Origin of the sequence: Segatella copri, from assembly GCF_009495355.1 — a bacterium.
GTDB lineage: Bacteria > Bacteroidota > Bacteroidia > Bacteroidales > Bacteroidaceae > Prevotella.
In genome coordinates, this window is sequence record NZ_VZAD01000072.1 from 54,114 (window position 1) to 71,372 (window position 17,259).

Annotated in this window: 10 protein-coding genes and 1 pseudogene; 10 read left to right on the forward strand and 1 reads right to left on the reverse strand. The window is 41.7% G+C overall.

Annotated features, from left to right (window positions below; all coding sequences use genetic code 11):
• Positions 1-124 precede the first annotated feature (124 nt).
• Positions 125-1,102: a polyprenyl synthetase family protein gene (locus F7D20_RS09575; protein WP_158463848.1), complete on the reverse strand. Its 978-nt coding sequence runs from the start codon at positions 1,100-1,102 to the stop codon at positions 125-127.
• 87 nt (positions 1,103-1,189) lie between these two features.
• On the opposite strand from F7D20_RS09575, the gene polA reads away from it, so the two are divergent.
• The 10 genes and pseudogenes from polA to F7D20_RS09625 all read left to right on the forward strand — a co-directional run bounded on the left by polA (position 1,190) and on the right by F7D20_RS09625 (position 16,875).
• Positions 1,190-3,952: a DNA polymerase I gene (polA, locus tag F7D20_RS09580; RefSeq protein WP_158463849.1), complete on the forward strand. Its 2,763-nt coding sequence runs from the start codon at positions 1,190-1,192 to the stop codon at positions 3,950-3,952.
• A gap of 820 nt (positions 3,953-4,772) precedes the next feature.
• Positions 4,773-5,930, forward strand: coding sequence for a carboxypeptidase-like regulatory domain-containing protein (locus tag F7D20_RS09585; RefSeq protein WP_158463850.1), 1,158 nt, complete (start codon positions 4,773-4,775; stop codon positions 5,928-5,930).
• 367 nt (positions 5,931-6,297) lie between these two features.
• Complete coding sequence (locus F7D20_RS09590) at positions 6,298-8,862, forward strand: DEAD/DEAH box helicase (protein ID WP_437182666.1); 2,565 nt, start codon at positions 6,298-6,300, stop codon at positions 8,860-8,862.
• A 232-nt stretch (positions 8,863-9,094) separates the two neighbouring features.
• A complete protein-coding gene (gene dinD, locus F7D20_RS09595) occupies positions 9,095-9,931 on the forward strand; it encodes a DNA damage-inducible protein D (protein WP_158463851.1) in 837 nt (278 codons plus the stop codon).
• A 34-nt stretch (positions 9,932-9,965) separates the two neighbouring features.
• A pseudogene (locus tag F7D20_RS09600) lies at positions 9,966-10,655 on the forward strand (DNA polymerase); the annotation flags it as partial.
• A gap of 691 nt (positions 10,656-11,346) precedes the next feature.
• Complete coding sequence (locus F7D20_RS09605; protein ID WP_158463852.1) at positions 11,347-12,111, forward strand: type IV toxin-antitoxin system AbiEi family antitoxin domain-containing protein; 765 nt, start codon at positions 11,347-11,349, stop codon at positions 12,109-12,111.
• Positions 12,098-13,060, forward strand: a complete 963-nt coding sequence (locus tag F7D20_RS09610) for a nucleotidyl transferase AbiEii/AbiGii toxin family protein (protein ID WP_158463853.1) — start codon at positions 12,098-12,100, stop codon at positions 13,058-13,060. Before F7D20_RS09605 ends, F7D20_RS09610 begins: the two co-directional genes overlap by 14 nt.
• A gap of 75 nt (positions 13,061-13,135) precedes the next feature.
• A complete protein-coding gene (locus tag F7D20_RS09615; protein WP_158463854.1) occupies positions 13,136-13,615 on the forward strand; it encodes a sigma-70 family RNA polymerase sigma factor in 480 nt (159 codons plus the stop codon).
• Positions 13,612-14,316: a DUF4974 domain-containing protein gene (locus F7D20_RS09620; protein WP_158463855.1), complete on the forward strand. Its 705-nt coding sequence runs from the start codon at positions 13,612-13,614 to the stop codon at positions 14,314-14,316. Before F7D20_RS09615 ends, F7D20_RS09620 begins: the two co-directional genes overlap by 4 nt.
• 3 nt (positions 14,317-14,319) lie before the next feature.
• A complete protein-coding gene (locus F7D20_RS09625; protein WP_158463856.1) occupies positions 14,320-16,875 on the forward strand; it encodes an outer membrane beta-barrel protein in 2,556 nt (851 codons plus the stop codon).
• Positions 16,876-17,259: the final 384 nt, after the last annotated feature.

The following is a 17,259-nucleotide window of genomic DNA, read 5'->3' on the forward strand; positions in this document are numbered from 1 at the left end:
GAAATCCTTATTCATTCTATGTTCTAAACTTTAGAACATAAGTTCGATACTTTAGGATACAAGTTCTAAACTTTAGAACTTAAGTTCCAAACTTTAGAACATAGAATTATCCTAAGCAAAAAAACTATATTTTCCTTTCTATAACATAATCTAAATAGGCTTTTAGAGCCTGATAGACATCCTTATCCTCTACATAAGTATCAAGAAAATCCATGGATTCCGCATGGAATTCCCACATTCTCTTGTCTGCATATTCTATACCTCCATTCTGTTTGGTAAAAGCCACCAACTGAGCTATTTCTTCCTGCGAAACATCATGTGCCTTTACCTTGCGGGCCAACTTCATCATCTGTTCGTTACCAGTAGAATTTAGAGCATAAATGACAGGCAGGGTCAATTTGCCCTCCACCATATCATTACCCGTAGGTTTGCCTATCTCCTTAGAGTCATAATAATCGAAAATATCATCACGAATCTGGAAGATAATACCAAGATTCTGCCCGAATTTCTTTGCGGCCTCTACAGCCTCCATAGAGGCTTTTGCCGACAAGGCTCCTATCCCGGCACAAGCCTCAAACAAGGCAGCAGTCTTCTGCTTAATCACCTGATAATAAACATCTTCTGATATTTCATGATTGTTGATACTATTCAACTGCAGTATTTCTCCATTAGAAAGCACTCTACCCAATTCAGCCAGATAACGCACGATTTCCTCAGAGTGCGAATACGACACATGGAGCAAAGCAGTAGAAAGGATATAGTCGCCCACAAGTACAGCCACCTTGTTATTATAAGTAGCATTCACACTCGCCTGACCTCTTCGCTCTCCACTCTCGTCCACCACATCATCATGAACAAGAGAAGCCGTATGAAGCAATTCCAATCCTACAGCAGAATGCTGAGTAACGGGAGTTACCTTACCAAAATTCTTGGCCATCAGCAAGATGAGCATAGGGCGCATACGCTTGCCCGCACGCTGCCGAATATGATCGAGCGCCTGCGAGAGAAGACCATCGCCATGCATCAAAGACTTGTTGAACAAGTCTACAAAATCAGCCAATTCAGACTCTATAGGTTGCTTGATAAGTGATAAATAATCCATTATTTCCGAAATTTGTTACAAAATTAATCAATTCTTCGCGAAATGTGGCAATTTTTTAGTAATTTTACGCGATAAAAATAATTATTTATGGATAAACTGTTTCTTTTAGACGCTTACGCACTGATTTACAGGTCGTATTATGCATTCATGAAGAACCCACGAATCAATTCGAAAGGGCTCAACACTTCATGCATCATGGGATTCTGCAACACACTCAACGAGATACTTACCAAAGAAAAGCCTACACACATAGGAGTGGCTTTCGACCACGGAAAGACATTCCGTCACGAGGCTTTCCCTGCTTATAAGGCTCAACGTGAGGAAACTCCAGAAGACATCAAACTGTCAGTACCTATCATCAAAAATATCCTCGATGCCTACCACATCCCTATTCTGCAAGTTGACGGTTTCGAGGCAGACGACGTCATTGGCACCTTAGCCACAAAGGCAAGCGAAAAGGGTGTTGAGACCTATATGCTCACACCCGACAAGGATTATGGACAGTTGGTAAAAGACAATGTCTATATGTATCGCCCACAACATGGTGGAGGATACGAGAAACTCGGAACCAAAGAGATTGAAGAAAAATATAGCATCACTTCCCCACTCCAGGTTATCGACCTCTTGGCGTTAATGGGCGACTCCGCCGACAACTTCCCGGGTTGTCCAGGCGTGGGCGAAAAGACTGCCATCAAACTCATCAACGAGTTTGGCAACGTTGAGAACCTGATAGAGAATTCTTCAAAGGTAAAAGGAAAGCTGCGCGAAAAAGTGGAAGGTGCTATAGAAGACATCAAGATGTCGAAGTTCTTGGCAACCATCCGAACTGACGTACCCGTTGCTCTCGATATGAACAATTTGAAGTTGGTCGAAGCCGACAAGGAAAAACTCGACGAAATCTTCACCGAATTAGAGTTTAAGTCCTTTGCCAACAGAGTTCTTAAAAAACCTCAACAAAAGCCAACAAACGCTTCTTTAGAGCTTGATTTATTTGCCGAAAATCCGACCAATGGTCAGGATGAGCAGAAAAACGCGAATTTTGAGAGCATTAAAACTGTAGAACATAAATATAATCTCATTGATAATGAGGAAGATGCAAAGCGTCTTTATGATTATTTATTTACAAAACAAATTCTCAGTTTAGATACAGAAACCACTTCAACCCATGCTGTTGATGCCGAATTGGTAGGTTTAAGCTTTGCTGTGGAGGAAAAAGAAGCTTTCTATGTGGCGATTCCTTCAAATCGTGAAGAAGCCTTAAAATTCGTAAACATCTTTAAACCACTCTATGAGAATCCAAAAATCATGAAAGTGGGACAAAACATCAAGTACGATTATGAGGTACTGATGAACTATGGTGTAGAGATACAAGGAAAGATGTTCGACACGATGATTGCCCATTATCTCATCCAGCCAGAACTCTACCACAATATGGATTATCTGGCAGAAGTATATCTGCATTATCAGACTGTACATATCGAAGACCTGATAGGGCCTAAAGGCAAAAATCAGAAATCGATGCGCGACCTGGCACCATCCGAAGTCTATGAGTACGCCGCCGAAGATGCCGACATCACTTTGCGACTCAAGAATGTTCTGGAGCCCAAACTCAAGGAACTGAATCTGGAAGAACTTTTCTGGAATGTAGAGATGCCGCTCGTACCAGTGCTGGCACACATGGAGATGAATGGTGTCTGTATAGATACCAACACACTTAAAGAAACATCAGTCAACCTCACCAACAGGCTGACCGAGATAGAGCGCCACATCTATGAGTTGGCAGGCGAGTCATTCAACATAGCCTCTCCTCGACAAGTAGGAGAAATACTCTTTGGAAAGATGAAAATCGTAGACAAGCCAAAGAAGACCAAGACAGGACAATATGTGACAAGCGAGGAAGTGCTTCAACAGCTGAGAAGCAAGAGTCCTATCATCGATGAGATACTGAACTACAGAGGGTTAAAGAAACTCCTCAGCACCTATGTCGACTCTCTTCCAAAACTCATAAACCCTCGTACAGGACGCATTCATGCCTCGTTCAACCAAGCCATCACATCCACAGGACGTCTCTCATCCAGTGACCCTAACCTGCAGAATATCCCTGTACGCGATGACGACGGAAAGGAGATACGCCGATGCTTCATCCCAGAGCCAGGATGTCTGTTCTTTTCTGCCGACTACTCTCAAATAGAGCTACGCATCATGGCCCATCTCAGCGAAGATCCCAATATGACGGAAGCCTTCCGCGAAGGCAACGACATCCATGCGGCTACAGCTGCCAAAATATGGCACGAAGACATTTCGCAAGTCACTGATGCTCAACGCAAAAAAGCAAAGACTGCCAACTTCGGAATCATCTATGGTATTACCACTTTCGGACTGGCACAACGCATGAATATCGAGAACAAGGAAGCCAAACAAATCATCGAGGACTATTTCCACACCTTCCCTGGCGTCAAGGCATACATGGAAAAATCCAAAGAGATAGTTCGGAAAAAAGGCTATGCCGAAACCCTCTTTCACCGTCGCCGCTATTTGCCGGACATCAACAGTCACAATGGCACTGTGCGTGGATTTGCCGAACGCAATGCCATCAATGCTCCTATCCAGGGTTCCGAGGCCGACATTATCAAGGTGGCTATGGTGCGCATCTTCAAACGCTTCAAGGCTGAAGACATCAAGAGCAAAATGATCATCCAGGTACACGACGAACTCAACTTCTCTGTTTATCCCGAAGAGAAAGAGAAAGTAGAGCAAATCGTAGTAGAGGAAATGCAGAATGCCTATCAACTGAACGTACCTTTGGTAGCAGATGCCGGTTGGGGAAACAATTGGCTCGAAGCTCATTAAAAACATTCATACCATTACATCCCGGTTGTTCCACATGAAACAACCGGGATGTTACTATCAACCAATACTGTCTCTCTGCAAAAAGAGGTGTTCTACCAACACATCTATTCTATGCCTGATTAGCATTGCCGTAAATACAGCATATCGCTCATTTATAGATATTTACGTCACTTGCATCTTTTGCCTTGATTGATTTCTATTGAAATCCAAAAACAGGTTTGATTTCTTTTTCTAAAAGAACTAAATGTAATTATTTATTACACTATTTTACCTACTCTTTGTTGAGGCATCTAACAGTAAAAAAAATAGATTTTAGCATCAGTAGCACCCGTATTTTACAACTTTTCTCAAACTATAATTCTATAGTCGTACAACTATACATACTCATATCGTACGTTTTTACGGTTCATGCCGTACGACTATAGCGCTTATGTTGTACAACTATAGGATGCAATGTCGTACGACATGGAAAACACGGAACATGACCATTAATTCTTTATAATCATAACCATCTGATTTTTAACAAATTGGCTTCTGCCTTCATATTTTCGATATTTACAAACAAAAAAGAGTCTGACAAAAATACAGAAATCTCAGCGAAGGAAGTGTAAAGAACATTTCACGTATTTATCCAATAGCACCTAATTGGTCTGAGAAGTTACACCATTCAAAAGAAACTCTTTAAAAAGCTATCATAAAGGCATCCACGAGGGCTGTGGATGCCTTTTTAGTTAATTTTCCACGATTTTTTCGTATCTTTCATTTATAATGTGTACCTTTACATTAAATTTAAAAAGTTTTTAAAAAAGCAACAAAACAAATGAAGGAGAATATCAAAAAGAACCTGCTATTCACTATTTTGGTATTTCTGAGCCTAACGATTCATGCTCAGAAATACCAAGGAAGTATCGTTGACTCTGAAAGCCAACAAAGTTTGCCATTTGCCACTATCTATGTTGATGCCGACCATAAAGCCTTGGCTAATGCAAACGGAGAATTTTCCATAGAGACCTCAGCTACTGGCCATGCCAAAATTAGTTGTGTGGGGTATCAAGAAGCCATTGTGCCAGTTGCCTCTCTCAATTCCATCATCAAACTTAAACCTTACACCATCAATCTAAAGGAGGTTACAGCTTATCCTATAGATGCCATCATCAATAAGATTATCAACAAGTTACTGGCAGAAACCGTTCAACATAAAGAACAAACGTCTAATTTCTTCTTCCGCCAATCCACCTTTAACGATAAAGTCTGCAACGAGTTCATTGAGAGTTGCTTCTGTGCAAAGTCTGAGATTTCTCTCAGAGGATTGTCTTTGATTACAGGCAGATATGCTGCCCTACCCTCAACGGAAAGCAATAGATATTCATATTGCACCAACTTCTTCTCTTTATCCCAACTTGGAATCTTATCACGCAAAGTGGTGAAAAACATGCCTATTCCCATTTTGACAAAAGACTATAAGAAGTATTATCATGTAGACTATACCGTTATCCAAAACCAGCAACATTACATCTATATAATTTCCTTCAAAGCAAAGAAAGGCATTCACCGCAGTATTCTTGAAGGCAATCTTTACGTGGACAGTGAATCGCTTGATGTTCTTAAGTTTGCCGGCCATCTTTCGCATTCCACTCTATCTCCGTCCAAACACGAGAAACTTCCACTCAATCTATCCATAACCACTTTATATACTTCGCAACGAGGATTTACAGAGGTTGAAAGCGAAGACATCAACGGTAGCTATCACTATCTCGGCAAGCAGATTCGCATCAACATGCTCGTATTTAACATGGGCGAGAATAAGTTTAAAGGAAAGAAGCATATCAAATACAACTATAACCTCAAAGAGATTATAGCCAAGCAGAAATACAATCCACAATTTTGGAAAATAAACTTTGGCATCAAGAGAACTAAACTGGAACGCCAAGTGATAGAACTCTTCGAGAACAAGAATGTATTTACCAACGTGAAATAGTAAAGTATTGGATACGTGCCAAACAAAGAGCCAAGATTTGTTAAAACTGGTCGCAATCTCAAGAAAAAAGCGAAATTACGACACTCTTCTAATTAGAAAGTTGTCGTAATCTCGTGTTTTTTGTAACTTTGCGATAGGTTTTAATAAATAACGACAATGATGAAGAAGAATATAATAGGAAGAGAAATAGAGATTGAGAAGCTTGAGAACTACATCGCAAGCCGTAAATCGGAATTCATTGCCATCTATGGTAGGTGACGTGTGGGAAAGACTTTCCTCGTAAAGGAACTTTTCGAAGAAATGTTTGTAGTTTCAGATATTTATGATACTTCTGCGTAAAATATTAATTCCATAAAAAATAACAACAATGGCAAGAAACAACAATAAAAGCACTAACAACCAGAGCGACAAGGCTAACATGACTTCATCTCGCAAAGCCACAGACTCCACCAAGAAAACCACCAAGAGGAAAAAGAAGCAGGTTATCTCCCATATCGTTAAGCCTGAGAAGATGAGCTTGGAGGAATGGCAAATCAAACTGCGCAAGCAGGTGACCGATATAGAGCACTTCAACATCAGTTGTGTAGATGATGACCTTTTCCCTGGCGAATACATCGTTCGCAACCCAGAGAAAAACAACGAATACAAGGTGGTGTATCGTGGAGCCAACAGCGAATGGAATTATTGTTCCTGCATGGATTTCAAGACTTCGAGACTCGGCACTTGCAAACATATCGAAGCCGTCAAGAAATGGTTTGGCGGAAAGAAGGGTGTGCATGTACACCGGGAATTGCCACCTTATACTTCAGTCTATCTCTCCTATCGAGACGAGCGATGCGTAAAGATTCGCATCGGCTCCGACAACAAGGAGGCATACGAACAGTTAGCCAAGGATTACTTCGACGAGAACCACGTTTTGAAGAAGACAGCCTATGCCCGCATTGGCTCTTTCTTGAAACAAGCTCGCCAAATCAGCGATACTTTCAGATGCTATAAAGATGCCATTGACTTTATCATCGACATTCGCGAAAAAGCGAAAAGAGAGAAGATTGTGAAGACATACAATGACGAGAAACTCGACAATCTTCTGAAAGTAAACCTCTATCCTTACCAGAAAGAGGGCATCCGCTTTGCTGCAAAGGCAGGAAAGGCTATTATTGCTGACGAGATGGGTCTTGGAAAGACCATCCAAGCTATCGGTACTGCCGAACTGTTACGCAAGGAAGGTCTTATTGGATCTGTACTTGTCCTCTGCCCAACCTCGCTCAAATACCAGTGGCGCAGTGAAATCAAAAAGTTTACGAATGCCGAAGTCTTCGTCATTGAGGGAAGTCATCTCAAGAGAAAGGAAGCGTATAACCGCCCGGAACCTTACAAGATTATCTCCTATAACAGTGCCGCCAATGACATCAAAATACTCGGCAGTTTGCAGACCGACATGCTCATCATGGACGAGGTGCAGCGCCTGAAGAACTGGAACACACAGATTTCCCGTGCTGCAAGAAAGATTGAGTCAGACTATTCCGTAATTCTATCCGGTACCCCATTGGAGAACAAGCTCGATGAACTCTATTCCATCGTGGAGTTTGTTGATAATTTCCGCCTCGCCCCTTACTATCTCTTCAAAGACAAGCATATCATTACTGATGAAACTGGAAAAGTACTGGGCTATAAGAACTTAAACGATATAGGCAAGAAGCTGAGCGATATCCTCATTCGCCGTCGCAAGAAAGATGTAAAACTCCAGATGCCTGAGCGTTCAGACAAAAACCTTTTTATTCCGATGACCAACGAGCAGAAGGACATGCATCAGGAGTGGCAGAATCAGGTACGTCTTCTGGTTCTGAAATGGCGCAAGATGCATTTCCTATCCGATAAAGACCGCAAGCGTCTCCTGCTCTTCCTCTCGCAGATGCGCATGGTATGCGACAGCAGTTATATCCTCGACCAAAAGACGAGATACGACACCAAGGTAGATGAATGCGTGAACATCATCAGCGACATCATCAGCGAGGAAGGCGAAAAGGTTGTGGTATTCAGTCAGTGGGAACGCATGACCCGCCTCATCGCCAAGGATCTGGAGAAAAAAGAAATAGGCTTTGAATATCTGCATGGTGGCGTGCCATCCGAAAAGCGCAAGAACCTGGTAGATAACTTCATGAACGAACCATCAAGCCGAGTTTTCCTCTCTACTGATGCTGGCAGCACGGGCTTGAATCTGCAATCAGCAGCAACCATCATCAATATCGACTTGCCTTGGAATCCTGCCGTTCTCGAACAGCGTATCGGTCGCATCTATCGCCTTGGCCAGCAGAACAACATCCAGGTTATCAATCTCGTAACTCCACATTCCATCGAGGAAGAGATGCTCGGTAAGTTGCGCTTCAAGACCTCCATGTTTGAGGGCGTACTCGATGATGGCGAGGATTCTGTATTCATCACAGATGATAAGTTCAGCAAGATGATGGAAACCGTAAGCGGTATGGTGGAAGAAAATGAAGAAACAGAGAAGGTTAAGGATGCTGATTCTAATAACGTTAAAGATTCCGAAGGTCAGACTGAAACGCCGAAGGCCGAGGAAGACTTTACAACTATCAATCCTAAGGAATTGGAAACAGACAAGTCTCGCAACGAACATAAATCAGACGAGAATAAAGAAGAGGTTTCCATCCAGCAGCATACGAGCTCATCTCTGAACAGAGAATCCGTTTCTAATCGCTCAAATCAGCCAAAGGATTTAGTAACTCAAGGAGTATCTTTCCTCTCAGGCTTAGCCGAAACTTTAAAGTCGCCAGAAGCCACTGCCCAACTGGTTGATTCCATTATTGAAAAAGACGAGGAGACAGGCGAAACCTCCATCAAGATTCCTGTAGAGAGCAAAGAAACTGTTTCTAATCTCTTGAATCTCATCGGAAAATTATTTGCAAAATAAACTCCATATCATTCAGCCATTTTCCCAACGGTTGGGAAAATGGCTGAATGCTTCCTACCGATAGATGCACACAGCAACCCTTCGCCAAAACCAGGATACTCCCTTTTCACTGCAAAGATACGATTTACTTTACTGATGAATAAACCAAATTTTATATGAGAAATATAAGATTTCCTTGCAGCAACCAAATAAAAAGCGTAACTTTGTCGAAATATCATAAAAATAAACGATTATGAAGGAAGAGGAAATCAAAGAATTGTTCGAGCAATTCGAAGCTATCGCCAACGAATACGAAGGCGTAGAGTGTTGGAGCGCAAGAGAACTTGCACAAGTGTTGGGTTATAGCCAATGGCGTAATTTCGAAGGAATTATCGAAAAAGCAAAAGCATCTTGTACCAATGCAGAACAAGAGGTGTCATATCATTTTGCTGACGTCAGCAAAATGATACCTCTAGCAAAAGGTGCTCAGCGTGAAGTCAAAGACTACATGCTGACTCGTTATGCTTGCTACCTTATTGCCCAAAATGGCGATCCACGCAAGCCACAAATCTCTTTTGCCCAAAACTACTTTGCCGTACAAACTCGCCGAGCAGAACTGGTTCAAAAGCGTTTGCTGGAATACGAACGTGTACAAGCACGTGCAAAACTTGCAGAAACAGAGAAACGTCTCTCTGGTGTATTATATGAAAGAGGTGTGGACAGCAAAGGCTTTGCCATCATTCGCTCCTTGGGCGACAAGGCGTTGTTTAATCTCGACACGGCTCTTCTCAAACGAAAATTGGGTGCTCCTAACAGCCGACCTCTCGCCGATTTCCTCCTTACACTCAATATCAAAGCCAAAGATTTTGCTGCAGAAATGACTTCTGTCAACGTTCAGCAAAAGGATTTGCATGGTCAGCAAACTATCTGTCAAGAACATGTCGATAATAATAAGGCTGTTCGTAACATGATGCTCCAACGTGGTATTGTGCCAGAAGATCTACCAGCTGGTGAAGATGTCAAGAAAGTAGAACGCAGATTGAAATCTGACGAAAAAACATTGACTAAAAAGAATAGCAAAAAGAAATAATATCCATCGGTTACCGTTCTGAAGGCTTACAAGGCTGTTCTTTTCTGCCGACTACTCTCAAATAGAGCTACGCATCATGGCCCATCTCAGCGAGGATCCCAATATGACGGAAGCCTTCCGCGAAGGCAACGACATCCATGCGGCTACAGCTGCCAAAATATGGCACGAATACATTTCGCAAGTCACTGATGCTCAACGCAAAAAAGCAAAGACTGCCAACTTCGGAATCATCTATGGTATTACCACTTTCTGACTGGCACAACGCATGAATATCGAGAACAAGGAAGCCAAACAAAGCATCGAGGACTATTTCCACACCTTCCCTGGCATCAAGGCATACATGGAAAAATCCAAAGAGATAGTTCGGAAAAAAGGCTATGCCGAAACCCTCTTTCACCGTCGCCGCTATTTGCCGGACATCAACAGTCACAATGGCACTGTGCGTGGATTTGCCGAAAGCAATGCCATCAATGCTCCTATCCAGGGTTCCGAGGCCGACATTATCAAAGTGGCTATGGTGCGCATCTTCAAACGCTTCAAGGCTGAAGACATCAAGAGCAAAATGATCATCCAGGTACACGACGAACTCAACTTCTCTGTTTATCCCGAAGAGAAAGAGAAAGTAGAGCAAATCGTAGTAGAGGAAATGCAGAATGCCTATCAACTGAACGTACCTTTGGTAGCAGATGCCGGTTGGGGAAACAATTGGCTCGAAGCTCATTAATCCCCACCCTGACTACTCACATCAGAAACGATTTTAGTTCACTCGATTTTAGATTTAGCAAAGTAAGATATAGTAGTCATCAAAGTATCATATCTTACTTTTTTCATATAAAAGAACGCCTAAAAAGGCAAAAATAGTAAAATAGAGCATTTGTTTTGAGTTTCAAGTGGTTGTGGCAGTCGTTGGCTTTAGTTGGCAGTGACAAGGAAATGAGGAAAAAGCAGATTAGAGAAGTAGAAACGCTTTCAAATCATTACCCAATGGAAACGCCCTAATAAGCATTTTTAACGGTGTCGGTTCAATCTTCTCCATTCTGCGTAGGTTTTGGTTTTGCCATGCAACTCTCATCGTTTAATTTTGCACCGAACAAAAAAGTAAGAATTATGAGATGCACTTTCGAGACAGTCTTCTATGTAAATGGAAGCAAGGAGAGAAACGGAAACCACCGAAGTGTTTTCAATGATATTAGGTTTTATTCTTGCCAAAACATTGTGTCCACAAAGACACAGCAAGGTATGTTTCGAGTTACTCGAAACCTTTTGGATTACTCCCAAAAGAACTTGCCTGTCGGTGATTTGTTCCTCCGTAGTCGGACAATTAAGATGGAAAGAACATATAAAAAAGTATAAAAAGTTTCTGATTTTTCTCATAAACGTATTAGATTTTATATTTTTGTGCAAAATTAGAAACAATGACAGAACTATTGAGTATATTATATAAGCTGCGGATATTCACTTTGGATGAACTTTCTGAGGCTCTGAAAGGCAAGGTGAAATCGGTGGAAGCGTTGCTTGCTCGGTACAAGCAACAAGGGTGGATTGTGGCTATACGGCGCAATACCTATTGCATGAAGGATATTGCATCTGGCTTACCTGTTTGCGACAAGTATGAGATAGGAAGCCACTTGTCACATACAGCTTGCATCAGTTATCACACAGCATTGGAATTTCATGGATTGGCTCATCAACCCTTTAATGAGGTTTTTGTGAAAAGCATGTCTCGCTTCAATTCCTTTTCTTTCGACGATGTGGATTATACCTATTGCCGACAAACAAAGGAAATCGTTGGTATGATGACACCCAAGGGAAACCCTTATGTGCGAGTAACGGATGTGGAGAGTACGTTGTTGGATTGCTTTGACCGTATCGACCGAGCTGGTGGTATTGAGGAATTGCTGCATTGCATGGAGGGTATCGTCTTGCTCAATGAGGAAAGGCTCATCGATTATCTCGCGAGGTACGACAAGGCATTCCTGTACCAGAAGACAGGCTATCTGTTGGAGCGAATCAAGGAACAAGCCAACATCTCAGAATCCCTCTTGGAGCTGTGTCGAGCCAAGGGAGCCAAAAGCGTCAAGTGGTTGACTAACAACGAAGAGTCGGATACATTTGTAAATAAATGGCGCATGTATGTGCCGCAAGAACTAACATCAAAGGAAGAATATGAACTCATATAACAAACAAGCTCTTGACATCATCGCCAAGGAGCAAGGCTTTATTCGCGACAACCTCGAAAAGGTGATGCGATTGGTGGAGATACTCAACTATTTCCACGACAGTCCTTTGCTGTCTAAATCTCTTGTGCTGAAAGGTGGCACAGCCATCAATCTCACCGTTTTCCAACTGCCAAGACTCTCGGTAGATATAGACCTTGACTTTACGGTGGATTGTGACCGAGAGTCCATGCTCTCCATTCGCCAAGAAGTGAATAACGAGATTCTACGCTATATGGAGTCGGAAGGTTATCATCTTGCGCCAGGTTCCAAGACACCGCATACGCTTGACTCATGGGTGTTTCATTATACCAATGCCGCAGGCAACAACGATGGCATCAAGATAGAAATCAACTATTCCGACCGTTGCCATATCCTGCCTGCCATAGAGACTCATGTGTCCATTCCGTTTCTGAGCGATGTGAAGGTACGTTCTCTTTCACCTGTCGAATTGTTTGCCACCAAGATAAACGCCTTGATAGGTAGAAGTGCTGCACGTGACATTTATGATGTCTATAACATGGTGAAGCATCAACTATTCGTGAGCGATGAAGAGAAAACGTTGCTGAGAAAAGCGACCGTTTTTTATCTGACTGTTGGCTCAAGCAGAAAAGACAACGCTACGCCTACGGAATATACTGACTTTCCGCAGATAGACAAGATCCGTTTTCCGCAGATTCGTTCGCAACTCTTGCCTGTGCTTAGGCGCAGTGAGCATTTTGACTTTGAAAAAGCCAAGACAGAAGTGAAAGACTTTCTCTCAAAGCTATTGATTCTGACAGAATCAGAGAAAGAATATGTGCGGGAATTCAATGACAAGAAGTATATTCCAGAATTGCTGTTCGAAGATAAAGAGATGGTCAATAGAATCAAATTTCATCCTATGGCTTTGTGGAAGACAAGGAGTCGTTGAATGTTTTTTCTGTAAATTTTGAAAAAGTTATTGTTTTGCTTAGTTTTTTGCTTGGCTCAACTGTATAGATAGTGTATGAAACAGGAAAAGGACATAGAAAGAATGTTTCGTCAGCATTACGAGAAGATGTATAATCTGGCCAGAAGCATCCTCTCCGATGACGATGAAAGCAAGGATGTAGTGAGCGAAGTCTTTACCACGATTCTTGCCGATGATGTAGTCCTGATGCCTGAGAGTGAGGAAGGATTCCTGATGAGGAGCGTCCGCAACCGCTGTCTCAACCTGATAGCCCATAAGAGCGTGAAGGAAATGGTAGCAAAGCTGCTGCTGGATGATGTCGACGTGATTCTCTCGGAAGAGACCGACGAGAGACTCGACCAGCTGATGCTTCTCATCGAAGACCTGGAACCGCCTATCCGACAACTCATTTTCCGTCTGCGCTATCTTCAGGAGAAATCTTATCAAGAGGTGGCTGATGAAGTGGGAGTGAGCAAGGTGACGGTGTTCAACCATCTTTCGAAGGCGATGGACTGGATTAAGGAACAATTTAAATGAGCAAGACAATGACAAACAAGGAATTTAACAAGAGTAAAGAAGAGAAGCGACAGATGTTCTTCGATATGCAGGAGCATCCCGATCGCTATACCGACGAGCAGGTGGAACGTTTGCTTGCCGATGAAGACGTAAAGGATTTCTTTCACGATATGGCGATGGTTAGGATGGCGATGAAAAAAGGAAATCCAAAGAAAGTGAATGTAGACGAAGCGTGGAAGAAGTTTGCTGATAAGCAAGGATTAAAGGCCAACGAAACTTCTGATAAAACATCCAGCAATCACTGGAAGATAGCAGCAGCCATCATTGGCATTGTTTTCCTCTCAGGCATTACTTTCGCTGCAATTCATTCAGGCATTTTCCGTTTCTCTTCTTCGGATGAGGCTAAACAAGCCAAGACGGAGCAAGTATCTTCTACTTCTGATTTGAACAAGATGGATAACATCAAGGTGAGTGCTACGGAGAAGGCTGATAGTCTCGACCTCAAACCTGTTGTCTTTGACAATACCGAGTTGGGCGATGTCGTGTCGCAGCTTGCTGCCTTCTATCATGTCAAGGTGGAATACGGCAAAGCAGAATCACAGCATATTCGTATCTTCTTCAATTGGGACAAGACTAAGACATTGAAGCAGAATCTCGAAATATTGAATGCTTTTGAGCGCATACAGATAACGGAAGTGGATGGAACTTTAAGAGTGGAGTAAGTTATGAAGAAGATTGTTTTTAACTTAATGTTGTTGATGATAAGCATGGGTATGTCTGCCCAACGCATTACCCGACAATATAATAATGTATCATTCTCTGCGGCATTGAAGGATTTGAATGCTCGACAGGATAAGTATGTCATCAACTTTGTGTATGACGAGTTGGAGGATTTCAAGGTGACGAAGAGCATCAAAAATGAAAGTGTTCCAGATGCCATCATGAACTTGATAGGCTTTTATCCTATCAAGATGAAACAAGTGGATAATGTTATTATCGTTGAATGTATCCAAAAGGCTTCTAACAGAATGATGGGACGCATCGTGGACACTCATCATCAACCTGTCGATTTCGCCAATGTTTCACTTCTGAATGTCAATGACTCTTCGTTTATTACTGGTGGTGTGACCAATGAAAACGGACAATTTGTAATACCTTGCAATGCTCAAAAGGCTATTGTAAAAGTAACATGTGTAGGATATAACACTTATCGCAATATCTTTAGTACTGGCAAAATAGGTACAATAGCCTTAAGCGAAGCTACGCTAAATCTACAAAAGGTAGTCGTGAAAGGTCATCGGAAGATTTATAAGTCAGACGGAGCAAAGCTTATCGTGGATGTTCAGAAATCTGTATTAAGCGATTTTGGAAGTGCCGATGATGTTGTTGCGCAATTACCAACAGTGTCAGGTAGCGATGGCAGCTATTCTGTCTTTGGACGGGGAATTGCAGATGTATATATCAACAATCGTAAGATGAGGGACAAAAGTGAGTTGAGCCGCTTGAATTCCAAGGATATTTCTACGATAGAGGTAATCAACAATCCTGGGGTAGAGTATGATGCAGACACCCACGCTGTCATTAAAATCAACTTGAGACATAAGGTTGATGGAGGATTAGGCATCAGAACTTCTGTATTTGACAGCCAAGGCAGAAAAAACTCTGATTCGGAACAGGTGCAGCTCACTTACGATACCGAGAACATAAATGGATTCCTTTCCTTTACCAATTCAAGCAGTAGATATAAAACAGATCAAACCAATAAGGAACAGACTTTGGCTGATCATTCTGTCTGGAATATGGAAAGTGATATGCCTAAATGGAATTCCAATTATTATAATCAAACCATTAACGGAGGTATCAGTGCAGAATTGGCAAAGAATCATACCATTGGCGCAAGTATGTCATACTCCAAGGAAACGGACAAGTGGGGAGGACATTCTGCCAGCCAAATGTTTCATAACAATCTTCTGTTTGAAGATTTATCCTCTAACATCCATTCTCATGCAAACTATGATCAATGGATAGGAAACATCTTCTACGATGGAAAATTCTCCCAAAAATGGAAAATGACGTTGAATGCTGATTATGTTAGCAGAAAAGCTGCAGATAGCCGTCTTAATCAAGAGTCTGGAAGCATGACGGATGCGCATGAGGTGAAAAATGAAAATGAGACTACTCACGACATCTATGCAGGGAATATGAAAATCAATTATCAAGCCAACAAAAACTTGACTTTTAACATAGGTGCTGATGCAAGTTATGTGGAAGAAGAAAAAGATTATCAGAGCCTTGAAAACGAGAAGTCAAGCGCAACGAGTCGTCTTCATGCAGAAGAAACAAAACTCGCCGCCTTTGCCGGATGCAATGTATCTATCGCCAAATTGTCTGCCCAACTGGGAATGCGATTTGAGTCATTTCGTATGCTGTATCGTGATGACATCTCCCAAAATAGTTTGGTGGATAAGACTTATCGTCATTTTTATCCTTTCTTCTCATTGTCTTTGCCTGTAAAGAATGTCGAAATGGGATTAAGTATGACAACCAAGGTAAAACGTCCAAGCTATTACGAACTTAGAAACAGCGAAGAATATTTTAACCGTTATTCCATCGAGGCAGGTAATCCATGGCTACTTCCACAATATACGACAGATATATCCTATTCGTTGCAATGGCATCAATTGCGTTTCTCAGTCGATTATCAAAGGATAAAAGATTACATCATCTCAACGAATATCATTCAGCAGGCAGCCCCATTGGTGGCAATGTCAAAGCCTGAAAATTTTCCACATTATTCTGCAGTAAATGCAAGTTTGGCTTATCATACGAATGTGGGTGTTTGGGAACCATATTTCAACCTTAACATGATGCGAACTTATATGTCACTCTATAATACGGATGGAAGAAAAATCAAGAATGACAAGCCTTATATATCAATGTCGTTCAACAGCTATTTCAACTTGCGCCACCATTGGATGCCTTACGTACTGCTAAGTTACAATTCTGATGGAAACATGAGGGAATATCTGGTTAAACAGGCATTATGGTTTAGCCTAGGAGTAACCAAGCATTTTGCTGACAATGCATGGTTGGTAAGGCTGAGTCTTAACAATATCCTCGGCACAAAAGAACGAGAGACAAGATATGCCTCAGATTACATATTCGACAAAAGCAGTTTCAAGGATGGTCGCCGCATCAGCCTCTTAGTAAGATATACATTCAAAGACAAAAAACGCTATAAGGGCGAAAGTGCTGCAAGTGAAGAAATAGATAGACTATAAACTCTCTCAATACATGATTCCGCAACAAAGCGGAAAAATAAAATTCTGTGTGATGAAGTTTGCCAATATTTTTCTAATGGGTAAACTTAATCCACAGAATTTCTTTTAGAGATTCGCCAGTTAAAATATATATATTTCTTTGTGTGTCACATAAATTATTGTATTTTTGCAGACAAAAAGAGTTGTTTGACAAGCAAACGTATGCAATTTGCAGAATTTAGCACTATTGCCAAATCATTACCTCAATTGAGGTGAAACACTCATAAATCGCTAATTTTAAGCTATTCTGAATATTTGGGCAGAATTTCTATTTAAAAAAACGCCCCCAAAAATGAAAGTACTTGTGATGGCCATCGAAATAGGCTTCATTGACTATCGAAGCCG